Annotated in this window: 20 protein-coding genes; 6 read left to right on the top strand and 14 right to left on the bottom strand. The window is 54.5% G+C overall.

The annotated features are described in order from the left end of the window. Positions 1 to 10 precede the first annotated feature (10 nt). The gene (locus RDV48_09895; GenBank protein MDQ7823093.1) at positions 11 to 1,288 is read left to right on the top strand and encodes a glycosyltransferase family 4 protein; all 1,278 of its coding nucleotides are present in this window, start codon (positions 11 to 13) and stop codon (positions 1,286 to 1,288) included. Here RDV48_09895 and RDV48_09890 read toward each other — a convergent pair. The 7 genes from RDV48_09890 to RDV48_09860 form a co-directional block, all read right to left on the bottom strand. Continuing rightward, the gene (locus RDV48_09890; GenBank protein ID MDQ7823092.1) at positions 1,285 to 2,001 is read right to left on the bottom strand and encodes a hypothetical protein; all 717 of its coding nucleotides are present in this window, start codon (positions 1,999 to 2,001) and stop codon (positions 1,285 to 1,287) included. The two genes, RDV48_09895 and RDV48_09890, sit on opposite strands and share 4 nt — an antisense overlap. After that, complete coding sequence (locus RDV48_09885; protein MDQ7823091.1) at positions 1,998 to 2,528, bottom strand: hypothetical protein; 531 nt, start codon at positions 2,526 to 2,528, stop codon at positions 1,998 to 2,000. The genes RDV48_09890 and RDV48_09885 overlap by 4 nt, the downstream gene beginning before the upstream one ends. Positions 2,529 to 2,584: 56 nt before the next feature. Next, the gene (locus RDV48_09880) at positions 2,585 to 3,820 is read right to left on the bottom strand and encodes a type II secretion system F family protein (protein ID MDQ7823090.1); all 1,236 of its coding nucleotides are present in this window, start codon (positions 3,818 to 3,820) and stop codon (positions 2,585 to 2,587) included. Positions 3,821 to 3,832: 12 nt separating this feature from the next. Further along, positions 3,833 to 5,341, bottom strand: a complete 1,509-nt coding sequence (locus RDV48_09875) for a hypothetical protein (GenBank protein ID MDQ7823089.1) — start codon at positions 5,339 to 5,341, stop codon at positions 3,833 to 3,835. Between the two features lie 118 nt (positions 5,342 to 5,459). Beyond that, a complete protein-coding gene (locus RDV48_09870; protein MDQ7823088.1) occupies positions 5,460 to 7,649 on the bottom strand; it encodes a HEAT repeat domain-containing protein in 2,190 nt (729 codons plus the stop codon). Positions 7,650 to 7,677: 28 nt separating this feature from the next. Beyond that, positions 7,678 to 8,166: a cyclic nucleotide-binding domain-containing protein gene (locus RDV48_09865; protein MDQ7823087.1), complete on the bottom strand. Its 489-nt coding sequence runs from the start codon at positions 8,164 to 8,166 to the stop codon at positions 7,678 to 7,680. Between the two features lie 483 nt (positions 8,167 to 8,649). Then, positions 8,650 to 10,662, bottom strand: a complete 2,013-nt coding sequence (locus tag RDV48_09860) for a U32 family peptidase (protein MDQ7823086.1) — start codon at positions 10,660 to 10,662, stop codon at positions 8,650 to 8,652. Between the two features lie 87 nt (positions 10,663 to 10,749). Between RDV48_09860 and rtcA the strand changes: the two genes are divergently transcribed. Genes rtcA through xpt form a run of 4 tightly spaced genes read left to right on the top strand, consistent with a single transcriptional unit; the run spans position 10,750 to position 15,149 of the window. After that, positions 10,750 to 11,802 (top strand): RNA 3'-terminal phosphate cyclase, encoded by a 1,053-nt coding sequence (gene rtcA, locus RDV48_09855; protein ID MDQ7823085.1) that lies wholly within the window; start codon positions 10,750 to 10,752, stop codon positions 11,800 to 11,802. 38 nt (positions 11,803 to 11,840) lie between these two features. After that, positions 11,841 to 13,091 carry an NAD(P)/FAD-dependent oxidoreductase gene (locus RDV48_09850; protein ID MDQ7823084.1) on the top strand — a complete coding sequence of 417 codons (1,251 nt, stop codon included), beginning with the start codon at positions 11,841 to 11,843 and terminating at the stop codon, positions 13,089 to 13,091. 41 nt (positions 13,092 to 13,132) lie between these two features. Continuing rightward, positions 13,133 to 14,563, top strand: coding sequence for a C1 family peptidase (locus tag RDV48_09845; GenBank protein MDQ7823083.1), 1,431 nt, complete (start codon positions 13,133 to 13,135; stop codon positions 14,561 to 14,563). Positions 14,564 to 14,579: 16 nt separating this feature from the next. Continuing rightward, positions 14,580 to 15,149, top strand: coding sequence for a xanthine phosphoribosyltransferase (gene xpt / locus RDV48_09840; GenBank protein MDQ7823082.1), 570 nt, complete (start codon positions 14,580 to 14,582; stop codon positions 15,147 to 15,149). Positions 15,150 to 15,159: 10 nt separating this feature from the next. On the opposite strand, the gene RDV48_09835 is transcribed toward xpt, so the two are convergent. Then, a complete protein-coding gene (locus RDV48_09835) occupies positions 15,160 to 16,866 on the bottom strand; it encodes a protein kinase (GenBank protein MDQ7823081.1) in 1,707 nt (568 codons plus the stop codon). 164 nt (positions 16,867 to 17,030) lie between these two features. Between RDV48_09835 and RDV48_09830 the strand changes: the two genes are divergently transcribed. Further along, positions 17,031 to 17,186: a hypothetical protein gene (locus RDV48_09830; GenBank protein ID MDQ7823080.1), complete on the top strand. Its 156-nt coding sequence runs from the start codon at positions 17,031 to 17,033 to the stop codon at positions 17,184 to 17,186. Here RDV48_09830 and RDV48_09825 read toward each other — a convergent pair. From RDV48_09825 to RDV48_09800, 6 genes are all read right to left on the bottom strand, one after another. Beyond that, positions 17,167 to 18,111 (bottom strand): hypothetical protein, encoded by a 945-nt coding sequence (locus RDV48_09825; protein ID MDQ7823079.1) that lies wholly within the window; start codon positions 18,109 to 18,111, stop codon positions 17,167 to 17,169. The genes RDV48_09830 and RDV48_09825 overlap by 20 nt on opposite strands. Then, positions 18,108 to 18,599, bottom strand: a complete 492-nt coding sequence (locus RDV48_09820) for a YkgJ family cysteine cluster protein (protein ID MDQ7823078.1) — start codon at positions 18,597 to 18,599, stop codon at positions 18,108 to 18,110. The genes RDV48_09825 and RDV48_09820 overlap by 4 nt, the downstream gene beginning before the upstream one ends. A gap of 30 nt (positions 18,600 to 18,629) precedes the next feature. After that, the gene (locus tag RDV48_09815) at positions 18,630 to 19,091 is read right to left on the bottom strand and encodes a thioredoxin domain-containing protein (protein MDQ7823077.1); all 462 of its coding nucleotides are present in this window, start codon (positions 19,089 to 19,091) and stop codon (positions 18,630 to 18,632) included. A 37-nt stretch (positions 19,092 to 19,128) separates the two neighbouring features. After that, positions 19,129 to 20,430, bottom strand: a complete 1,302-nt coding sequence (locus RDV48_09810; GenBank protein MDQ7823076.1) for a TldD/PmbA family protein — start codon at positions 20,428 to 20,430, stop codon at positions 19,129 to 19,131. Between the two features lies 1 nt (position 20,431). Further along, entirely contained in the window at positions 20,432 to 21,805 is a 1,374-nt protein-coding gene (locus RDV48_09805; protein MDQ7823075.1) for a TldD/PmbA family protein, read from the bottom strand. A gap of 316 nt (positions 21,806 to 22,121) precedes the next feature. Next, on the bottom strand, positions 22,122 to 24,119 hold the full coding sequence (locus RDV48_09800; protein MDQ7823074.1) for a hypothetical protein: 1,998 nt from the start codon (positions 24,117 to 24,119) through the stop codon (positions 22,122 to 22,124). Between the last annotated feature and the right edge of the window lie 201 nt (positions 24,120 to 24,320).

Here is a 24,320-nt window from a genome sequence, read left to right as displayed (position 1 = left end):
ACAGGAAAAAATGCGCAGAATCAGAGTCCTGCACCTCATCGATATTCTCAAGGGCGGAGGTGTCGAGGAATGGGTCAAAGAGATCTCCCGCCTCATGCCCAGAGAAAAGTTCGAAATGAAGCTCTGCTACCTCCTGGAGAGCCATCAGCGCGTGTACATTGAAGAGCTCACCTCACTGGGCACAAAAGTTACTTACATCGGCCTTCCCAAGAAGATCTCCAAGTCCATTCTCTCAAGTCCCACCCTGAGCGACAACCCGTTCTTCAGGTCAATTGCCCGTTACGGCTATATTCCCTATTGCCTCACCCTGATAAAAAGTCTCTGCAGGCTCGCGGTAAAAGAGCGCATCGAGGTAATCCACACCCATCTTCATTACTCGTTCATCACGGGCTCAATTGTGGGCAGGTTCTTAAACATCCCCGTGATATGCCAGATACCCCAGATGAGGTCCCAGACTCTCAAGACTGCCTCATGGAGCTTCCTGGCCTACAGGCTCCTGAAAAACTGCGTCTCCAGCTTCTTCACCAACATCTCCGCTGAGGAGCTCATCAAATATTCCGGTGTGTCCCCTGAGAAAATCATCTACTTCAAGGGAGTTGTTGATCTCAATGATATCAGGCCTGTAAAGCGGGATGAGAACCCCCTGGTGAAGGAGTTCGGCCTCCAGGGAGCCTTCCCCATCCTTCTCTCCATCGGGAGGTTTGTCCCTGAAAAGGGGCATAAATATGCCATTGATGTTGCCGAGCGCCTCAAGGTGCACTACCCGGCGATGAAGCTTTTTATTCTGGGCGAGGGATGGGAGATGAACACGTTCAGGTCTCTGGTCTGTGAGCGGGGCCTTTCCGATACCATCATCCTCCCCGGCTACCGGAGGGATCTCAATTATTTTTACTCTCTCACTGATATTTATCTCCGCACCTATCTTATAGAGGGGGGAAATCTATCCAACTATGCCGCCTCGGCCTACGGGAATCCCATAGTCGGCTTTGACACCAAGGCGCCGACCGAAACAATCATCGATGGGCATAACGGCTTCCTTGTGCCCACAAAAGACGTGGAAAAGATGGTGGCCTGCCTGATGGAGCTTGCGTCCGATGAAGAGCTCAGGCGCCGGATAGGGCAGGCGAACAGGGAATTTGCCTTTGCGAACCTTGATATAATGAGCACCATGAGGCTCTTCCAGAGCGAGTATGAGAGGCTCAGCCTGGGGAGAGCCCCCTCATACAGGAAGAAGAAATACCGGGCCAGGCCCCATGATGAAAAAAAGCCGGCCACGTCTATTACCTAGAGGTTTCGCAGCAGGTACACCCTCTCAGCCTTGGCGCTGCAGGGCTTTCCCAGGTAGCCTCCCCAGGTCTCCAGGACAGCCCGGTAGGTATCCTGGGCACCGTTCGACTCTTGTTCCATCCCGAAAAAAGTGACACCCCTCGCACAGACCTCCCCTGCTCTCGTCACCCCCGTGGCTGGATCCACTTTCACCGGACGAAGTGTCGAGAGCTCGGGGATCACCTCTGCATCCGCATCAAGGGAGATGTCGGTCCCCCCCTTGGGCACCAGGTCCTTCACCTTTCTCACGAGGCAGTAAAGAGGCTTTCTGTCATAGGTCTCGCCGGCGCTTCCTGGAGAGACCGATTTCTCGGCAATGAGGTAGTAGAGAATCCATGTCTTCCAGACAGAGGGTGATGGGGCCCCGCTCTCGTCAAAAGTCCCGTTCACCTGGCGGCGCGAGGGGAAATAGATATAGGTGATGAGGCCCTGGGCGTTCTCCTTTGAAAAAATATAGGTCATCGAAGTCTCGTTGAAATCCCTGGAGAAGCGTTCGATGCCCCTTATGCCGCTCAGTTTCACCTCCTGTATAATGTTTATCACATGATATCTCTGCCATGAGGAGGTGAAGAGCCTGGCACAGAGGGCCATGAGGATCGCCATGAGCGTCATCCCTATCAGGAGCTCAACAAAGGAAATGCCCCCGGATTTCATTCTGACAGAAGCCTTTTTCATCTCTCCAGCACCTTTGAGGAAAGCGTTATGGAACGATTCTGCAGCTTCCCGCCCTCGCTCCCTCCCGAGAAGGCGGGCTGGTTCCAGGTCACCTTGACAGTCACCTTTTTCAGCGTTTCAAGAGGGATCCCGTTTGCATCGGTATCGAAACAGGAATTCACTTTGAGATAGTATCTTATGGTATGGCAGAGCACCCCGCTTGACTGGGGGCCGGGATAATAGATATCAACCGATGTGGAAGGATAAGGTGCCGGCGGGTACTGGTAATAAGTTCCCTTGTTGGCAGGATCCATGCCCAGCTCCCCGTCATAGGTGGCATCGTTGACAATATCCGAAAAGTTGAGAGCCTTGATCTTCTCCAGCATGTTCTCGGCAAGGGAGAGGGCCGTCTCCCTGTTGCTGTAGTTAAAGGAACGGGTCTGTGAAAGGGGGATAAGCACGCCGATTGAAAATATCATAAATGCCAGGATTCCCATGGCTATTATGATTTCAAGGAGACTTATGCCTTTCTTGCCGGCTCTTCTCATCCAGGCTCTCTCCTCTGCCCGAAGGCTCTCTCCTCATTATACCATGGCGCTCTCCTTCATATCCTGCTGAGTGACATATATACCGGGACAAAGAATGAGAGGATGATGGCCCCGATAAATATTCCCATTGACAGGATGGCAAGCGGCTCCAGGAGCTTCATGAAGCTCTCGATGGCCGAAGTGAGCTCGACACTGTAGAGGCTCACTATTTTCCTGAGCATCTCAGGGAGCTCGCCACTCTCCTCGCCTGCGGCCACCATGTTCACCACAGCCCGCGGGAAAAGGCTGGGGTACTCCGCAAAGCTTTTTGACAGGCCCTCGCCATACTTCACCCTATCTGCCACGGCCAGAAAGACATCCTCCACAACGATGCTCCCGCTCCCGTCGGCGGCATGCTCAAGCGTATGGATTATATTCACCCCCGAATTGAGCAGTGCTTCCATCACGCTGAAGGTCCTTATGATGATGGCTTTCTTTACTATCTCGCTGATGACGGGAACTGAAAGCAGCAGTTTTTCCCTCTCAACGCTCCCGGAGACATTATATAAGAAAGCTTTCCTTGCCACCACGATGCCATAGATGATGGCCCCGATGAGGGGAAGAGCCACATAGGGCCTTCCGATCCAGTCTGTGATGGTCATGATTATCTTTGAGGAGAAAGGGAGCTTCACTCCCAGGTCGCTGACGAGAATCTTGAGGTAGGGAAATACGAAATAAAAGGCACCAAGGGTGATGGCAATCCCGAAAAAAAAGATCATGAAAGGATAGGTGAGGGCTGCCTGCATCTGCTTTCTCAGGGCTATCTCCTTCTCGATGACGGAGGTGAGGGTTTCAAGGCTTTTATCCAGGAATCCCCCTGCCTCGCCCGCCCTTACAAGGCTCACATGATAACGTGAAAACACGTCGGCACAGGCCTTCATGGAGTCGGAGAAGCTGTTTCCCCTGCTGATGGAGGCTGCGAGCTCCAGGAAGAAATCACGGGTGGTGCTCTGATGCTCCGTGAGAATCGCGAGGGCTTTCTGAAGAGATATCCCGCATCCCAGCATCACCGAAAGCTCCCTGAAAAAATGCATCACCTCCTCTACGGTAAATTCCCTGGAGAGGTGTGGTGGCAGGGTAGGAATCTTTTCAAGGTATAAGATGCTGCAGGAGCTCTTCTCCAGTAAGCGTATAGCCTCGTTGAGGGACTGGGCATGAAGCTCGCCCTTAATCAGCTTTCCCTTCTCATCCTTTATCTTGTAAGAGTATGCCTTGCCTTGTCCCGGGGCGCTTTTTGCTCTTCCATTTACCATTAAGAACCCCTTCTATAATTCCTCCCATTTCGTAAGCATGACCTGATCTCCTATTATCTCCTTGTGGCAGGAAAATCTGCCTTCGCCTTCCACCTTGAGGGAGTCAGCCGCTATAGTCCCGTCAACGGAACAGTTGTTCACCGTGACAGAGTTATTTTTGTTCCAGTAAGCGAAATACCCCAGGGAATAAGCGAGCTCATTGGTCTTGCACTGGCTTGTCGCAAAGATGAAAAAGTCCTGGGGATTCGGCTCCTCCTTTACCTCCGGGGGATTTACCGCTGCATTCTTTATCACTGCGCTCTCCGTCACATAGAGGTTAGCCGGCTTATTGTCTACCACGTACACCTTTAAGGTGAGCTTGTCGGCTCTGCTCGAGCGATCATCGCCGTTTACCTTGAGATTCTTTATGTAATAGGTGCCGCTTGTAAAACCAATGACGCCGCTGCCGCTGATTTCCAGGTTTTCTATGTAATAGGTGCCCTTTTTAAATACCACTTTGCCGTCGCCGTTGCCGGTGATCCTGCAGTTCTTTATGCAATAGGTGCCTTCACCGCCCACTTCGGTGGTGTCGCCGCCTATTACGGCATCCAGACTGTGATAGCTCCCGGGATTTGCTGTCGCTTCGGAGCTGAGGTCATAATCCTCCTTCGATCCATTATAGGGGAAATAGGGATCCGGCACGTTGAAAGGAAACTCTATGGGAGTGTCCTTGCGCTCCAGCTTGACAAAATCGGGCTGTTCCGTCACGGTGAGAAGGGCGTCGTGCTGGATTGAGACCTTCAGCTCCTTGGTCCTGGTCTCTTCCTCATAATAGCCCTCCTGTCCGGGTGGTTCTTCAGAACCGGGAGACGGTTCCACCGTGGGAGGATGATGAGCCGGCGGCCTCCCGGGGTGGAAGATAGGCACTTTCTCTTCAATGGGCTTTGCATTTACCACTATCTCCCCTTGTTTCTGGGCGGTGCCTATTTTCCCGTCAATGGAAGCCCCGTTGATATCGAGGCTCCTGGGATAGACATATTCATAGGTGGGGGGATAATAATAGCCGTATGCGTCATAATAGCCTGAGCTCTTCAGGACACATTTCGGCGTGCCGATCCCCATAAGGGCGTAAGTAAAGGCCGCCCTGCTGTAAGCAGCCTCGACGCCTCTCGCCCACAGCCTTTTCGCACCTTCCCTGGACTCCTTGAAATAGGCCTGGGCTATGAAGACGCATTCATCATTGGTGTGGCTCTTTACCGAAAGATCATAGTAGCAGTCATTCTCACTGTAATAAGCCCCTTCAAAAATCTTGCTCCCGGCGGCGAGGCTTGGATGGTTCCAGTCGATGGTGAGAAGGTTCTGGCCATATTTAATGGCCGCCAGGGCGGTCTGCCTTGTCACTATCTCATTGCTTCTTTTCAGGGAGGCACGGCCTTCCATGGTGACAAGTCCCGCTATTGAGACGCCCAGGAGAAAGACTATCACTGAGATGACAAGAACAAGAGCCAGCACCATGCCTTTCCGGCAAGACTTCCTGTTCATTGTTTTCCCTCCAATAAACTGAATGCCCGGCTGTGCACTGTAAGGCAAAAAAAATCCATATATGGTTATATCACGCCAAATTTTCAATTGTTAAGGGGAAATCGGGAACTGCTTCCTGTCAGGGCGCTGCCGTCCTTATTTTTTCAAGGCTCTCGCCGGCGGCCTTTGCCAGGCTCCTGTTCTGTGCACGGCAGGCCTGGCTCAGAGCGTCCTCAACATCCTTGCCGGTGTAACTCCCCAGATAGTTGACAGCCTGGATTCTCAGGTCATCGTCAGGGTCCTTCTTCACGATGCTTTTCAGCACTTCCTTGGTATCCTCCTTGCTCACGTAAAAGAGCGCAAAGAGGGCTTCCTTCCTGATTTTCGGGGGGTTGCGGGGCTCCTTCACGATGGTCCAGAGCACCGTGAGAATTCTCTGCTTGTCAACGGCGAATTTTCTCGATCCCAGCCTTGCCAGCAGAGCGATACCATAAAATACCACCCTCAGGTCGCCTTCCAGCAGCAATGGCTGAGCGATCTCTATCAGGCGCTCCTTTTCTGAGGCACCCCATTCCTTTTTCCCCAGGCACTCCAGAACCAGGCATCGCATTTCAATCGACTCATCGGAGATGAGCTCAAGGAATACGGGGAGCGCTTTCTCCTGGTACATCTGGTCGATGATCTGCACGAACTCAAGCCTGTTCCTGAGGTTTGGATCCTTCCTGGCCAGCATGAAGAGCACCTTGTGGTAATCCAGAGCTTTCAGTGAGAGAAGTGCCCTGGCGGCCCTTACCCTCACAAAGTCCGCCTTGTCCTGGAGAAGCTTCGCTATAACAGGGGCAGAAGAGGCGTCATCAAGATACCCCAGGAGCGTTGCTGCCCGCCCTCTCATCACCTCTGACGGCGAGGCCAGGTTCTGCCTGAGGTATTCAAGGAGAAGAAGGTTGCTCTTGGTCCTTATTTTTCTCTGCAGGGCATCGATGATGGACTCCTCTTTCCTGGCCAGGAGCTCGGGAAGCGAATAGGCGATGACATCCTCATGGCGGGGTGGCAGCTTGTCCAGAAGGCTCAGGACCACGCGCTCGGGCTGGCTTTTATCCTGGAGTATGTAGTGGAGCGCTGGCTTGATATCGTCAATATCCATGCGGGCGATGAGGGAAGCCCTTTCGATTTTTACCCTTTCATCGCACTTGTCGAATTCCTTCATGAGCACCTCGATCATATCGGCGCTCCCATAGAGGAGAAAATAGTTCTGGGCATATCTCCTGATCTTTTCATCGGAATCCATGAGAAACTCAACAAGGCGCTCCCCTATCTTGACATCTTCAACGCTGCAGAGAGCCACTATAAGCCGCCAGCACATCTGGAGCGAGCATTCATCAAGTGCTTCAAGAAGGGCCCTCACGATGTGCGGCCTTCTTTCAATGCCTGTAAGGGCCTGGAGGGCCTGGAGCCTCATGTTCTCCGTGGGAGCCCACAGCAGGGCGCAGAGCGACTGCTCTGACTCCATGTCTCCCTTGGAAAGGGCTTTGTAATAATAATCCACGACCTGCTCGTCTGCCTGGGATCCGCTGGCCCTCGTGAGCTGAAACCTAAGGTTCTCCAGAAGCTTGTCATCCTTGCTCCTCTTCTCTCTATACGATTCCTTTTCCAGGGGAGCCGTTGCATAGGAGGTTCTCTGCTCCTGTCCGAGAGATCGGACAGCCTGCCTTTCCTGAAGTATCGCCTCAAAAGGTGCCTGGGGCTCAGGAGCTGCCTTCGGTTCGGCTTTCCTCAGCAGAGCTGTTTCGGCCTGCAAAGGAGCCTGCTTGAAAGGCGGAGCTTCGGGAACCGGCACCGGCTCAGGCTTTGGAGGGGCACCGCCCCCCTTCTCTTCCTGCTGTTTCGCCTCCAACTTGGTGATTACCCTCATTATGGTGGCCTGATATTCACCTTTCACGCTCTGGTATGCCTTCTTAATCGCTTCAAGGGCCGATGTGTCTCCTATCTGGCCCAGGATCATCGCGGCTTTTACCCTCATCCATTGGTCCTGTGACTGCAGCATATCAATGATGGGGCCCACGGCCTCCTGCCTCTTGAGATCCCCCAGGGTGGTCATTGCCGTTTCCTGGACCTGGAAATTCTCATCGGTCTTCATTATCCTCACTATCTTGGAGATATCGGTTATGGCCTCGCTATGCCTTGTGCCGATTGTCTCAAGGGCCTTTATTCTCATCTCCGGCTCCTTGTCATCGAGGGCCCTCATGCACTCCTCAGGAGCGTCGAAATCATAGATTTTCATACCGATCTTCTTGAAAAGAGAATCAAAGAGACCTATTTTTTTTGCCATTATAATCCTCCCTGAGGATGTGTTCCCTTTAAAGTGAACTCCTGAGCCCCTTCAATGGTTTTTCTCCCTTTTCCAGCCCGGCCTTTTTCTTCGTGTCCTTTTCCCTCTTCTCCGCGGACTTCTTCAGGAACTCATGCACCGGGGGAGCTTCTTTCACCATGAAGGCAAATGCTGACTTGCTGAGAAGAAAAGCTTCGACGGGCCCGTGGGCTATCACGGTGGCATTGCGGGTAGTACCTGAGATGAGGGCCATCTCGCCCACGTAATCGCCTCTCTTGAGTGTCTTGACGGTGACTTCCTGGTGGCTCTCACTCATCACCTTCACTTCAAGGGCCCCCCTGCTGATTATAATGAAAGCGCCTGCCGTGGTCCCCTGCTGCAGGACACGCTCGCCGTCGGCAAAGGAGATGGGATAAAACTTGGGCAGCAGGTCGCCGAAGAGTTTTTCCGGCAGCAGGTGGCCGAAGGCCACTTTCCGGAGAAGCCCCTTCAATTCATCCAGTTTCTCTGTTTCCATAGCCTCTCGCTCCCCTCCCCCCGAAGGCTCCCTCCCGGTGCCCTCATTCATGTGTTTCTCTCCAATCTGGCGAATCCCTTTTACAGGTATTGCCCTTTTAAAGAGACTCTGCATCGTGAGGCCAGGGGAAAATCTCCCGGCGGTCGAGATTTTGCCTGTGTGACCTCTGCAAGTGCAGGGACAAAATCAAGGCCCGCTAAGAGAATTTCCCCCGACCTCCTGCTGGTGACTGGAATTATCCACTTTCGTTTTTCCATCTCTTCTGATATTCTCGTCACTTTTCGGCAGAACAAGAAGAACGGATCAGGCACATATCGAACTGATACAATCCGCCCGGTGAAAATTGCTCATTGTGAGCTTTGTAGCCTCTCGGGTACCTACCATAGTGAGGCGCTCTCAGATGCTTGACGCCGCGGTGTTGAGATAATAATAATCATTGAATCGCCTGACTCAGGCGCCGGTAAAATAGAACTGGCCACCTGATTACCTGAGCTCCCTCTTGAAATTATATTTCATTGAGCCCGGGAAGGGCAATCCTTCCAGGTAGGCCTTCCTCACGGAATTCCAGAGATCCCGGGAAGGCTCATAAAACGAGAGGTCCACAAGAAAGCCGTAAGGTGAGAGCAGCGCAAGTTTCTCCCTGTGCTGCATGATGCTGAAAGGCTTTACGCCAACAACGACAAAGATTTCACCGCGGCGGTGGAGTGCGGCCTCCAGGGGGCCGCTCCGGACAATGGCGCCCGGAGGCGTATCTTGTTCCACCCTTGTGAGAAAGCAGGGAGGCCGTGCGAAGAGGGCTATAATTTCCTGAAGGCCGGCGCTTCTGGCCCTGTTTTTGATATTGAGGTAATCATCCTCATAGGAGGCGCACTGCGCTGAAATGCCAAGACGCGAGAGCACCGCCAGCGCCTCCGAGTTCAGGCCATAGAGGAAAGGCCCGCCGTAAAGCTCAGTGCCACGGCGGGGCAGAAGGCCGAAATGCCCGAGGTTCTCCAGCATGAACCTGCGGAACCCGAGCCTGAAAAGCTCTTCCACTCTTCTTTTCACCGCGGATATCTGCCCCTCGCTGATGAAGGGCGGGAGGTCCACGATAATCCTCTCAGGGCCCGGAGGCTTCCCGGCAACGGCTCCCATGGCTTCCGGAGAAAGAGCATCGAGAGCTACCACAAGCCTGTCGTAATCCTTCACGTAAGGAAGCCAGCCGCTGCTGTCGATCTTCACAAGGAAGAGCGGAGGCGCCTTGGCCCTGCGGGAGGCGTGGGCATGCCGCCCTGCCGCGCCCGGTCCTTTTCCGCCCCGGGGAGGAGCGGCCCTGCCCTGGCGCTTCCTGGAGGAGTCATAAATCTCCTTGAGCCTTTTGTCGTAGCCGGCTGGAACGCATCTTCCCGCCAGGTAGAGCACGCTGCCGGCCGGAACCTTTCCCCTGCATTGAATTGTGCAGAGAGTCCGGGGCCCTGCTTTCTCCACGGGAACATTTTGTACCGCAAGGGCCTTAATCTGGAAAAGATCCGCTTCACAGTCATCACCGGCTGCTATCCGCGCCATATCGCCTGAATGAATGGTCTCTTCCGTCATGAGCCTTATGGTCTCGCCATCGGACTCCTTCACCACGCCGGCCCTTATCCCTGCCATACCGGAAGCACCGGGTTTTATCGCGTCGCCCTGGCGCCCCGTGAGGAAATAGTCCGTCTTTTCCCTGGCGAAGTCCTCGATGGCCTCCCCCGCTCTCTCCATGCCGTCTATCGCCTGCCGGTAAGCCCCGACCACCTTTTTCACGTAGTCGGGGCCTTTCATTCTCCCCTCGATCTTCACCGAGGCAATGCCAATCTCTTTCAGCGCATTGATAAAGCCCAGAGCCTGGAGATCGAGCATGGAAAAGAGGTATTCCCTCCTGTGTGCGCCGTGCCAGAGCCTCCGGCATGGCTGGGTGCAAAGGCCCCTGTTGCCGCTGCAGCCGCCAATTACACTGCTCGCGAAGCAGAGGCCCGAAACGGAGAAACACATGGCTCCATGGACGAAAACCTCAAGCGGGAGCTTTGTGCGGCCCTTTATTGACCTTATTTCTTGAAGCGAAAGCTCCCGTGCCAGTATCACCCTGGAAAGGCCAAGGCGCTCAAGCAGGGACACTCCCCCGTGATTGTGCACCGCCATCTGGGTGCTCCCATGGATGGGAATCCCGGGAAAATGCTGCCTGAGAATCGAGAGGACGCCGAGATCCTGGATAATCACTCCATCTATCTCAAGTGCGGCGGCGTTTTTCAGGATATGCCGCACTTCGGGCAGCTCACTCTCTTTGACAAGCACATTGAGCGCCAGGTAAGCCTTCTTCCCCCTCCTGTGAAGATAATCGCAGAGCACCGAAAGGTCGTGGAGGCTGAAGTTCTTTGCCCTCTGCCTGGCATTGAGGGAAGAGAGGCCCATGTAGACTGCATCGGCGCCGGCATCAAGAGCAGCGAGAAGGGCTTCCCTCGATCCGGCAGGAGCAAGAAGTTCCACAGGAGAAGTATCTGAACGTGACATTTCAAGAAAAGAGTTCGTTTCCCCGGGCTCTGAATCCTAGTGAGGGGTCACTCGAGGTGCCCAATGCCCGAAGACCAGGTAATTTCCATCGACGGCTCCACTGGTGAAGGCGGCGGCCAGATAATAAGGACGGCCCTGGCACTCTCGGTGATCACCGGGAAGCCCTTTTCCATAACCGCCATAAGGGCCGGAAGGCGTGAGCCGGGACTCAAGGAGCAGCATCTCACCTGCATAGAGGCAGCCCGGGCAATCTCCCAGGCCTCAGTAACCGGCAACACAGCCCGCTCTCCGGCCCTCTCCTTCTTTCCCGGCAAACCCCGGGCCGGCTCATACCACTTTGCCGTGGAAACGGCGGGTTCGGCGTCCCTTGTCCTTCACAGCATCTTCTATCCCCTGGCCCTCCTCGACAGGCCTTCGCAGCTCTCTATCAAGGGAGGCACCCATGTCTTCTGGAGCCCCACCTTTGACTACCTCTCGACTAACTGGGCTTTCCATATAAAGTCGGCAGGCTTCAGGGCGGGGCTGGACCTTGTGAAGACCGGCTATTTCCCCAGGGGCCGGGGCGAGATTTCCTGCACTGTCGGAGCATACAGGGACAGCGCGTCCCTGCCGCCTGTGAGAAAGCTCTCCCGCGGCGTCCTGACCGGGCTCTCCATCATCATCGGGTCATCACACCTTCCCGATCACGTGAGGAGACGGATGAAAGCCACGGTGAAAAAAGTGCTGGGCGCCAGACTCTCACTGGCAAGATTCATCGAGATCACCCCGCAGGCTGAGAGTCCCAACGCTTTTATCTGCATCACCGCGAAATTTGACCATACTTCTGCCAGTTTCACCGACGTGGGAGAGAGGGGGAAGCCCTCAGAGGAAGTAGCGGAAAATGCCTGCAGGGACTTCCTCTCATACCTCGAGAGGAGAGGTGCCCTTGACCTTCACATGGCCGACCAGATCCTCCTTCCTCTCTGCCTTGTGCCCCGCGGTACCTCGGTGTACACCACGACCCACGTGACATCCCACCTTCTCACCAACAGGGAGATTATCATGAAATTTCTCCCTGTCAGCATTGAAATCGAGGGAAAAGAGCACGAAGAAGGAAAAGTCACGGTGAAAATTTAACATGGAACGGGAATACCCCACAAAGGGAGGCGGGCAAAATTTCCAGAAGAACCATTATTGTCATAGGCGGCGGCCCTTCAGGGCTCATGGCGGCACTTCAGGCCTCGGGGAAGAATCATAAGGTCATTCTCCTCGACAAGATGGAAGGTCTGGGCACAAAGCTCGCCATAACCGGCAAAGGTCGCTGCAACCTCACCCACCAGGTGGACCGCCACGAGGAGCTTATCGAGTCATTTCCCGGCGGCGGCAATTTTCTCCACTCCGCCTTCAACCAGTTCCCCCCCTCGGAGCTGATAAAATTCTTTAAATCCAGGGGCCTGGACACCAAGGTGGAAAAGGGCCGGAGAGTCTTCCCCGTCACCGACAGCGCAAAGGATGTGCTTGCCGTTCTTGAAAAGGAGCTGAAAAAGGCGGGGGTGGAAACAAGGGTCAGCATCCCGGTAATAGAGATCCTAGTGGATAATAAGAGGGTCATGGGGGTCAGGGCTTCCACGGGCGAATCCTTCGGTGCCGACAAGGTGATCATCGCCACGGGAGGAATGACCTATCCCTGGACAGGCTCGACGGGCGACGGATATCAGTTCGCCAGAAGGCTCGGGCACAGCCTTGTCACTCCCCGTCCAAGCCTTGTGCCGCTCGAGGTTGCAGAAAGCTCTATCTCACACAACCTTGAAGGGCTGTCGCTCAAGAACATCAAGGCCATTGTCAAGTCGGGGAACAAGGTGGTGGACCAGAAATTTGGCGAGATGGTCTTCACCTCCTATGGCCTTTCAGGCCCCATCATACTCTACCTGAGCAGGAAAATCGTGCTTCTCCTCGCCGATAAGAAACACACGGTGAGCCTTTCATTTGACCTGAAGCCCGCGCTCTCCAAGGACAAGCTCCAGGCGCGCCTTGAGAGCGACTTTGAAAAGAACAGGAAAAAGTATTTCAAGAACGCTATTGAAGAGCTTCTCCCCCAGAAGATGATCCCCGTCTTCATCCAGGAATCAGGCATTCACCCCTCGCGGCAATGCGCGCAGATCGGCTCCAAGGACAGGGACAGGGTCATCGACATGCTGAAAAACTTCTCCTTCACCATCACCAAGGCACGGGGAATGTCGGAAGCCGAGGTGACGCAGGGAGGCGTGGAGCTCAAGGAAGTTGACCCCAAGACCATGGAGTCAAAGCTCATCCATGGGCTTTACTTCGCCGGGGAAGTCCTGGACATTGACGGGTATATTGGAGGTTTCAACCTGCAGGCCGCGTTCTCTACAGGGTACGTCGCAGGCAGGAATGCCTCGCTCTGAGAGCCGCGAGAGCAATCCCCGCTGCCATATAAGGAGGTTTCATGAATAAATCCCTGCCGCTTCTTTTCATCTTTCTCACTGCCTTTCTCACCCTGGTTCTTGCACAGCCTCTCCCTGCAGAGGAGCAGAAGCCCCACAAGCCCCTCCCGGTGGTGCCCGAAGGAGCCCTCACCAGACCCCTTATCGACAATCTGAGAGGCTCCTTCACGCTTGATGCGCCTGCAAGGTCGGCCATCAACGCCGTTTCCAACAACAATATCCGCTCTCTCTCTTACAACAGGTCCATCGTGGCGGAACACAACAATGTCTTCTCCCACAAGATAGAGACGGGAAAAATCACAAGCCAGAACAAAAGTGGCCGCTGCTGGCTCTTCGCCGCCCTCAACCTGCTCAGGCCCAGGATGATGAAAAAATACCACGTGGATAACTTTGAGTTCTCTCAGAACTATCTTTTTTTCTGGGACAAGATGGAGAAGGCGAACCTTTTTCTTGAGACCATCATTGCGACACGGGACCTGAACATAAAGGACAAGAAGCTGCGCTTCTTTCTCTCTGATCCCTTCGCCGACGGGGGTCAGTGGAACTACGCCGTGGCCCTCATCAAGAAATACGGCCTCGTGCCAAGGCAGGTGATGGAGGAGACAGCCAACACCTCCGACAGCTCTGTCATGGATTCAGCCATTTCCACGATCCTCAGGAAGGATGCGGCTGCTTTAAGAAAGCACCACACTGACGGGAAAAGCGTCCAGGACCTCCGGGCCATGAAAGAAGCCATGCTGCGTGATATCTACCGCATGCTCGCCATATGCCTGGGAGTGCCCCCTTCCAGATTCGAGCTGAGATACGAGGACAAGAACAAGAAAGCCAGCGCGCCCCGGCCGTTCACGCCTCTGGAGTTTTACGAGAAGGAGGTCGCCGTCAATCTTGACGATTACTTCTGCCTCTACAGCTCGCCGACCTGGAAATACAACTGCCACTATATGATTGACATGGACAGGAACATGGTGGACAAGCCCAATATATCATTTGTCAACCTCCAGATGCAGGACTTCAAGGCAGTGACGCTTGCTTCGCTGCTTGGAAATGAGCCTGTATGGTTCGGAGCAGACGTGGACAAGGACGTGGACAGGGCCACAGGCATCATGGCAAAGAATCTTTACGATTACAGCGACCTTTTTGGCGTTGATTTCTCCTTCTCCAAGGAAGAGAGGATTCTTTACGGTGAAGCCACCGTGGGCCATGCCATGGTCTTTGCCGGCGTGGATATCGTGAACGGGAAGCCGGTGAAATGGCTTGTGGAGAACAGCTGGGGCAAGGACAGGGGAAATGAGGGCTTCTTTACCATCTATGATGACTGGTTTGACGAGAACGTGTTCCAGGTGATTATCCAAAGGAGATTCCTCAGCGTCCCGGTCCTGAACCTGTTCAAGACTGAGCCCGTAGCGTTGCCGGAAGATGATCCGTTAAGGTGACAGAAAGGAGGCACACGTGCAGGAACTTAAAGAGAGAATACTCCGTGAGGGAAAGGTCCTCGGGGGGAAGATCCTCAAGGTGGACAGCTTTATCAACCACCAGATTGATCCCCTTCTCATGGCTCTAATCGGAAAGGATCTGGCCTTGAAATTCGCCCCCACTGCGCCCACCAAGGTCCTCACCGCCGAGGTCTCTGGTATAGCGCCGGCCATCGCCACTGCTGCAATTTTAAAGATACCGTTGATATTTGCAAGAAAGATAAGGCCTGTCACCATGCCTGAAAAATTTTACCTGCAGAGGGCCCCTTCCCATACCAAGGGCCAGTTTGTCGATCTCATGGTCTCTTCAGAGTTCCTGGAAAAGAGAGAGCGTGTCCTCATCATTGACGATTTTCTCGCCTCGGGCCAGACACTGAAAGCCCTGGCTGATATCGTTATTGAAAGCGGCTCAATGATTACAGGGATTGGCGTGATCATTGAAAAAACTTTTGATAAGGGCCGTTCCGTCCTTGCACCTTACGGCGTGCCCATTGAATCCGTGGTGGCGATAAAAGAGATGAGCGATGAGGGAATACTCTTCGCATGAGGCAGAGAGCCTATCTCTTCTGCCCTTTCGCGAGAGCCTCGTCGAGGGCCTGGGCCTCCCTGTTTCCGGGATTGGCAGAAAGAGCCTTGGCCACCATTTTATGCGCCTGTGCGCTGTCTCCCTTGCTTATATAAACGCGGGCCATGAGAAGGTACACAAGGTCCTTCTGAGTGCTTCCCTCGAGGGAGAGCGTAAGGCATTCAAGAGCGCGGTCATTTTTCTTCATAAGCATATAGACGTAGCCCCGGTGCATCAGAGCGACGGGGTAAAGCTTCTTATCGGACTCGGGAATCTTTCCAAGGTCCTCCAGGGCTTTCTGGTATTTCCCCAGCATCCTGTAACAGACGGCCCTCTCTATGAAATAACTCCTCCTCCCCGGCGCCAGAGTCACCATCACGTGGTATTCTCCCAGGGCTTTTTCATATTTTTTCCCTTTCATATCTGCTGACGCGAGGTACCGCGATGCCTGGATGACGCCTTCGCGCGCCGCGATGAGAAGCACGGCGATAACGAGCACTGCCGTCACGACTCTTATCAGCTTCGCATATTTCCTTCTGAAGCGCCTGAACCGCTTGGAAAAGCCGGTTTTCAGCTTCGTGGTGACAGGTGTTTTGCCCAGGCGGTATTTCGCTATGTCATCGGCAAGCGCCTCTGCCGTTTCATAGCGCTCCGTGGCATCCTTCTTGAGGCACTTCATTATGATGGAATCAAGGGCAGGGCCTATGCCGGGAGAGAGTTTGCTGGGAGGCTCGGGATCGGTGCCCACTATATTGGTGAAAGTCACGATGGCCGTCTCGCCGATAAAGGGATTGAAGTGGGTAAGGCACTCGTAAAGGATTGTGCCCAGGGAGAAAATGTCGCTGCGGTGATCGGTGAACCTCCCCATTGCCTGCTCTGGTGACATATAGGCCGGCGTCCCGAGGGTCTCGCCGGTCCTCGTGAGATTCGAGGCTTCCCATCCCATGAACTTGGCGATTCCAAAATCCACGAGGAGAGGCTCTCCATTGGCATCTATCATGATATTGGAAGGCTTGAGGTCACGGTGGATGATTCCTTCCACATGGGCGGCATGGACGGCTCTTATCACTTTTTCCATCAGATCAAGGATCTTTCCCTGGGTAACGGGGCCCTTGGGGAGATAGTCCTCAAGGGTTGATCCCTCGATGTAATCCATGGTGTAATAAGGCATGCCCATTGCCGAGCCGAAATCGTACAGCTTTATGATATTCGGATGGCGGAGGCTTCCCACGACCTTGGCCTCCCTGGTGAAGCGCTTGATCTGGTCATCGTCGGCAAACTCGGCATATTTGAGCATCTTGAGAGCCCTTATCTCCCCTGTCTCCTTCTCCTGTATCTTGTAGACGAAGCTCATGGCGCCGCGGCCTGCGACTTCCAGTATCTCGTAATGTTCAAAAAGCTCAACAAGGATCTTCTGGGTATCAATGACCTGCTCCGATACGACAGGGGCAGCGGGCTTTCCCTTATCTTTCTGGGGAGTGCTTTTAAAGACCCGGATCTTTATCTTTTCCGGCTCGATGAGCCTGAGCTCGTTTATCTCATGGAACTGCTCCTTCGTGATGAGGCTTCTTTCGAGGAGGAACTCCGAGAAGCTCTTCTCCTCCTTGAGGAGGTTGAACTCCACCTTGAGCCTGTCTATCTCGGTTTCACTGATTATCTCCTGAATCGAGAGATAGTCTTCGATATTTGCATACTTCATAAGTAAGGGACTCCGATGTGAGATCTCTCCAAATTTCTTCCCGGGTGCCCGGGAGAGGATGGCAGGCACTGCAGGGTTCCCGACAGGGCGTTTGATAGCATCCATGCCTTGTTATAGAATATTACACGATACCTTCAATGATACCTTTCGAAAGGGGAATGAACATGAGCCAGGAAGTCCTCACCGAGATCCTGGGCCGCGCAGCCCGGGACGGAGCATTTCGCGAAAGGCTGGGGCGTGAGCTCGAAGCCATTCTGAGAGAGAACAACGGGAAGCTTACCAATGAAGAAAAGCAGGCTCTCAGAGCTTCTTCGCGGTGATGATGAAGGGGTTATCTTTCACATCGGGATAGAGCTTTTTTATCTCATGAGAAGGAATGACCTGGAGGCTCAGGGGGGTTCGGCAGCCCTGGCGGATTATCTCCTCCCATTCCTCTTTCGGCCTGTACCACTTGCGCCCTGAATAGACATCTTCGCGCTCCAGTTCAAAGATATCACTCCATCCAGGCATGCCAAGCTTTTCAGTCTCTTCCCTCAGGCCCTGAAGACTTGCCTTTTCATGGTCTCTCAGGATCTCTGCATCATCAAGCAGCTGCCTGTCGAGTATGGGGAGCTCGAAGCTCCGGTGCTTTTTCCCGACCAGGATTCCCTGGGCCACGTCAACTCTCATCTCCTTGAAAAATTTCCGCATGGTCATGATCTTTTTCTCGATATAGGAGCCGATGGAGCTGTCTATTTCGGCGAGGATGAAGCTTCCGCCAGGCTTGATGAGCCTGAAGACCCTTTCCATGATGGAGACAAGCTCGGCTTTCATCAGCACCGATGAGAGAAAAAAGCGGGCCTCGGCGAAATCAACAGTGTTTTCATTGATATCAAAGGTCTTGGTGATGCTCCTGGTGACGATGGAGGAGAAGCCGTCCATGACATTTCTGAAAGTAAGGGCCACCATGTATTTCCCGGGGAATTCTTCTGCGGCTCTTCCCGCGAGCTCACCATCAGATTCAATACCAAGGAGGCGTATCTTGTCATCCCTGAGCTTGGTGCACAGGTTCTGCCGGTAGAGCTCGGCTCTGCCCGCGCCGAGAGAGAAAACAGTGAGCTTGGAATCATACGTTTCTGCAAGAGAGCCTATAAAATCTGCGATTATGGCCCTTACTCCACTGCAGACCGCGAGATCAGGGAGCTCCCTGTATATGCCGGGCTGTTCCCATAGCAGCTCTCCCGTTATTTCGCAAGGCTGTCTCATGACGGCGCGTTTTCCTTTTCCTTGCCCGTATCTTTCCAGAAGCTCGAATACTCCGAGGCAAGCTTATGGTATTCCTTGAAGAGGGGAAGCAGTTCCGTGACCTTGTCCCTGGGCATTTTTATGGTGGCGCCTTCATAAACGCACTTCGCGGGGAGACCTATCTCCTCGTCGCTGTAAGGGCCAAAGACCCTGCAGTTATATGGCCTCACCTCATGGATGGAGCAGTTTTTTCCCTCTCTCTTGAGAAACATACAGGTTTTCCCCGTCTGCCCCCAGGTGGGGCCGAGTTTGATAAGCTCCTCGTAGAGCTCTGTCCGTCCTGTCCTCATCAGGTATTCAAGGATAAAATCATACTCAATCTCCCGGTAAGGGATCTTTGCGAACGGGCAGCAGCTCACACAGGACCCGCATTCCTTCTCATTTTTCTTGAGCTGTTCATCGACAGAGCGATAGAGGCTCTTCATCCTGTCATACCATTGATCGTTCATAGCTCTGCTCCTTTGCAGTAAGATTTTGGCCTAGGCCCTGGCGCCCGGATCCAGGAACCGCCCGATTCTCCCCAGTATGGCTTCCCTGGGAAGAGCGCCCCTCATGGTCTCCAGCAGCACTCCGCCGCGAAAGAAGAGGAGCGTGGGCACCGCCTCTATACCGAAGCGGGCCGCCGAAGCCCTGCTCATGTCAACGTTCACCTTGCATATTTTCAGTTTTCCCGCCATCTCATATGCGAGCTGTTCAAGCACCGGTGCAAGCGCCTGGCAGGGGCCGCAGCGCGGCGACCAGAAATCCACAAGCACAGGGAGAGGCGAGCGCGATACCTCGTCACCGAAGCTCTCATCGGTGACGGCTATAGGTGTCACCCAGGGCGGGGGAAGCGGGGACTTGCACCGGCCGCAGAGAGGCTCCTGGTGAAGCCTCTCGAACTGGACCCTGTTTCCCGCGCCGCACTTCGTGCACCTGATTATCATTGAATCCCCGGCCATTAGTCATCACCTCCGGGCTTCCCTGATTTCAGCGGTCTCAGTTTTTCCCCGACACGCTCACATCCTTGAAATAGAGATGGGGTGAAAGAACGCCGCCCTCGTATGAAGCTTCCTTTCCAATGCCAAGAATGTTGTTCTTAAGCAGATCGTAAACATTCCCGGCCACCATGGTATTTCTCACGCGCCCTGCTATCTTTCCCTTCTTCACAAGGAATCCCAGCTCCACGTTCATTGAGAATTCCCCTCCGAGCAGGTTCGACTGCCCTCCCCCGATAACCTGGTCAACAATGAGGCCCTCATCCATGCCCTCCACCATCTCTTCATAAGTCATCTCTCCCGGCTGTACCTGGAGATTCGAAGGCCCCGGCGAGGGCGGCATGAGGAGCGCCCTGCTTGCCGAAGCTGTTGATTCGCTTTGCAGTATGGCCGCCGTCGAGAGATCGAGCAGGTAGTTTTTGAGGATGCCGTGCTCATAAAGGGGGAAGCGCTGGCTGGGAACGCCTTCGTCGTCAAAGGGTGATGAAAGAAGGCCTGATTCCATAAGGGCATCATCGTAGAGCGAAAAGCGATCGTCGAGAACCTGCTCGCCAAGGCGGTCTGTAAGGGGTGATGATTTCGCCGTGATCGTCCTCCCGTTCAGGCCCGTGGTGAGGGCCACGACCAGGTCAGGCACCGTCTTGGGGGTGAAGATCACCGGTATCTTTTTCGACGGCAGATCGACGGAGCGCTTGCATAGCTTCTCTTTCCAGGCGATATCGGCAATGAGCGCGAAAGGGTTCTCGGGAAGCTTGCATCCGCTCTTGTACTCGTTGATATAGAGAAACTCGCCTTCGTGCACGATAAGGGCTGATATGAGAATGGAAAAGATGGACTTGTAATAAATCTTGTCCACACCCTTCGTGAAAAGAGAGGTCTCTTTGAAGATCCTGTTGAGCTTCACATCCACATAGACTTCGGGGATGATGTCGCGGAGGCGGCTCACGATCCTGTGCCCGAGGGCTTCAGCCTCCTCCATCTCAAAGCTCACGATCCCTGGGTGGAAGATCACGGCATTGGGAAAGCGCTTCCCCTTCCAGAAGGCGAATTTTGCCCTGGGACCGAATTTCGATGCCTCAACGGCGCGCTCCACCAGTTCCCCGGGCCTGTCCCTCATCGTGTCAGAAGCGAAGCCCACCTTGCCGTCCTTGATGACTCTCAGGGAATAGCCTTGGAGGAGCTTTGATTTCACTGACTGAAGCTTGTTGGCTTCAAAAACGACGGGGTACTCTTCGACCTTCGATATGAAAAGCTCCGCATCCTTGCATGATTCAAGTGCCATGGAGAGTATTTTCTCGGCCATATCAGCGTCCTCCTACAATGACGTTTCTGATGAGCACATGGGGGCCGCCCCGCCCGATGGGAAGGGGAACCTGCCCCCCCTTGCCGCACCCCCCCGAGCCGCCGCTGTTGAACATCTGCAGGTCATTGCCAATGCACTCGATGTTCTTCATTGTCTCGAAGATGTTTCCCGTGAGGGTGAGGTCCCTCACCTTGTCCTTTACTTTTCCCTTCACAATCTCGTAAGCTTCACCGGCACTGAAGGTGAACATGTCGAGATTGGTCATTCCTCCCTGGGAGCCTTTCACATAATAGCCCTTCTCTATCTGCTTCACCATCTCGTCAAATTTCCAGCTCCGGGGCTCAATGTAGGTGTTGGTCATCCTCACTATGGGATCATACCTGAAGTCCAGGGCCCTTGCATTCCCTGAGACATTCTCCTTCATCTTTCCCGCCGTCTCCCTGGAGTGCAGGCGTCCCACAATTTTTCCTTCCTTGATAAGGTGATTTTTCCTGGCGGCCACTCCCTCGTCATCATACTTGTTGGTGCCCGAGCAGTCGGCGAGGGTCCCGTCGTCGATCACGGTGAGATCCGATGCGCCAAGGGGCTTGCCCATTTCCATGAGGTCCCTGATCTTCTCGTTTTCAGAGATATGATCTGATTCGCTCATGTGGCCGAAGGCCTCGTGGATAAAAGTCCCTGCGAGCCTGGGATCGATGATGCAGTCGAATTTGCCTCCCTTTGCAGGCTTGGCGTCAAGGAGCGACGCGGCGCTCTCGGTGAGCTCCTTTATTCTCTCGTCCATGTCGCGCACCACGGCAAAGCCCGTGATGCCTCCTATGGAGTCATAGGCCCTCTGCACGTTTGCTCCTTCACGGGCAATGGCCTGCACCGACATGCCGCACTCAACTCTTTCCTCCTCGATGTAGGTGCCTTCCGAGTTAATAAAGTGCTTCTTAATGCCCACGTCCTTGTAAAAGACCGTTGACGTGCTTATCCTTGGCGCGCTGAGTATCAGATCGTTATAGTGGTGGACGAGCTTTTCCTTCTCCGAGAGGGAGATCTCCCTTGGGTCGTCCTTTGAGGGGAGGCGCTTTTTCACCTTGTCTTCCACGTGGGGAACAGCGGCAAGCTCCGTGACGCCGCTTTTTCCCACTTTTGCCTCGCGGGCCGCCAGGAATATGCTCTTGTTGAGATCGTCCATCGCGGTGAATGACACGACTCCCCAGCGGCCCTTGTCTTTTACCCTTATGCAGCCGCCGAAGCCGTGCATCTCACCGATCTGCTCAAGGTTCTTCCCGTTATACTGGATCCTCGTCTCTTTCCTGTCTTCTATCCGCACATCCATGTAGTCCACACGGAGCGTCTTCATAGCCTCTTCCAGCTTTTCCTTCATGGCTTCCCTCCTTGCGGGGGCGGTCCCGCGTAGCCGGGGCCTGTTCCTCCGGGCAAAATTACTTGGCAATTGCAAGCACTGTTATGGTATATCTTTCGAAACATGAATAAGTTCGCACAAATCTTGAAAAACCCTCTCCCCCCCGGGGGGCGCCCTGCATAGAAACGCCCCCGTGCAGACTGACTGATATCGATGAGCCCTGTCAGGTTACCAGGTCAACCTGCCACAAAACCTGACATCACTTGTACCGTAGAGAACTACCTTAAATATCCTGTCGCAGACTCTGAGAGCGGACTTATTGAGAGGCCGATGGGCGTCACAGCGTGCCATAATATTCATAAACCTTGTTTATCCACCAGTACCAGTCCTGGGGATGCATCTGCCCCGAGTCGGTAGTGTCGTTCCAGCCCGTGCCCATGGTGGAGGCGGTGCCCACGCCCGGTCCGAACATGATCATGACCACGCCGGAATCTTTAAGCGCTGCCATATGGCTCCTGTAGGTGATCATGCTCCCGCTCACCGTTACGCCCCCGGGATCGTCGGGATCCTCGAGGCCGAAATAGGCGATTCTGTCAGTGACCTGCTCCTGGGTGAGGCCGTCCTTAAGCGTGCCGCCCCCCCCGCAGGAAGTGGAGACGGAAAAGGTGTCGCCGAAAATATAGGTCGCCATGGTGTCTTCCCATGCGCCGTATGCGGTATCTCCCTGCCAGTTGCCTCCCATGATCGCCTGCCACTTTTTCAGGGTTTCCTTCCAGTCACTTTCAGCATAAGCGATGTCACAGAGATCAGGGAAGAGCTCTCCCTCTTTGACCACCTTGTTCCAGGCAAGGTTGTTCTTGGTCTGGCTGCTGTTGATGTGGCCCACGGGTATCTGCCACAACCCCGCGGGAAGCCCGATTTCTTTCTGTGCCGTCTTCACGAAGAGGGCATAGTTGTTGCAGTGGATAAGGTTCCAGAACCAGCTCGACTTCGATGGATTCTGCCAGCCGATTGCCTGAGCGCTGGTCCAGGGAGAGCAGCTCCCGGCGTCTATCCCATAGCGGTCAAAGAAGAGATAAGCGGCTCCATGTGCGGTGACTCCCGCTTCCTTATAGAACCTGCCCGCCGCGGCGGAGTTTGAGGCCACCTTGGCGCGCGCCTCGGTGAACTTCTCTCCCGTGAGCCCGTCGGTGAAGTGCACGATGCCGTTTCCGGGAGGCGGGTCCGGGTTGCCGGGGTATGAGGTGCACCATATGTTCATCTTCCAGCCGAACTGTGTCTTTGGCGCATACTTCCGGGCAAGCCAGTTCATGGTGAGCACATAGCCCCTGACGGTGTTGATGGTGGAGTCGTCAACACCGGTGATCTCTCCCGGCTTCGCAAGATACTGGTCATTCGAGTCTTTTACCGTGTACACCGCCGAGATGCCCTCTGCTGAGATCTGATCGGGCTTTTTTTCCAGGTTATTGCCGCTGTAGTTCTGCATCATGTAGCCGATGAAGTCGGGCTCAAGGATCATGAGCGAGAAGGACTTTCCTGAACTTTTGTTCTGGAGCTCAAGGGCCATCACGTAATCCTGAAAGTAAAGGGCCATGTAGGCGGGGTTGTTCACGTTATTGTAGGCTACCTCGGCGCTGTCGCCGCCCCCTCCAGGTATCTGGTAGTAGACAAAGACGGGGATCATTCCGACGCTCGCACTGTCGGCGATATAGGTGGTCAGCATCTCCCCCTGCTGAGTCCCGTTCCATCCTTTGTACCAGCCGCCTGTTTCGAAGCCGCCCTGCAGGTAGATATAGCGCATGTCCATGGGAGCCTCTTCCCAGAGAGGCTTGCTGGTGCGGAAGTCCTTGTCCATGGAGCCGATGGCAAGGTAAACGGGGAGGGCGGCGACGCTCCCTGTCTCATCTTTCACGATGAGGCCGATGCTTCTTTTCAGCCCGAGCTGGGGGACCTCAAGGGTGAGCCCCGCTCTCCCGGCGCGGAGGGGCGTGATGACGAGACGGTTCCCGCCGGTGACGGCGACCCCCGCGACTGATGATCTGTTCGATCTTGCCATGACCTCGGGAGCCGCTCCCGCCGTCCCGCCCGCTCCTTCCACGGAGACCGCGATGGTGGTGGTGGTGCAGTCCACGGCGAGCGATGAAAGGGGGTTCTCCCGGGAATCGCCCACGCCCTGGAGCACAATCGCGGGATTAACGGGCTGTGTGTCTAAGGCGGTGCCTCCTCCGGCATGGAAAGAGCCGCCCGTGGCGCCTCCTGAGCCGCACCCTCCGCCGAAAGTGCTCAGGATGAGCATGCACAGGCACAGCGCCGCGGTGACTGTTCTTCTCTTCATTGAATCGCCCTCCTTGTTGTTTGCCCGCCTGCTCTTCCTGCGCCCATGCCGCGGATTCTCCGAATCTTAGGAGCGGGGAGGCGGATTCACATCCAGGTCCCTTATGAAAAAGTGTACCATTCATTTCAAAGGGTTGTCAAGCGACCGAAGTGAACATGGAGCATCCCCGAAAGCTCCCTCTTTGTGCTCCCCATGAAATTA

It is taken from the genome of Candidatus Eremiobacterota bacterium (assembly GCA_031082125.1).
In the GTDB taxonomy this organism is placed as follows: domain Bacteria; phylum Vulcanimicrobiota; class CADAWZ01; order CADAWZ01; family Ess09-12; genus Ess09-12.
The sequence above is the reverse complement of the archived record's forward strand: the minus strand, read 5'-3'. Positions and strand labels throughout refer to the sequence as shown.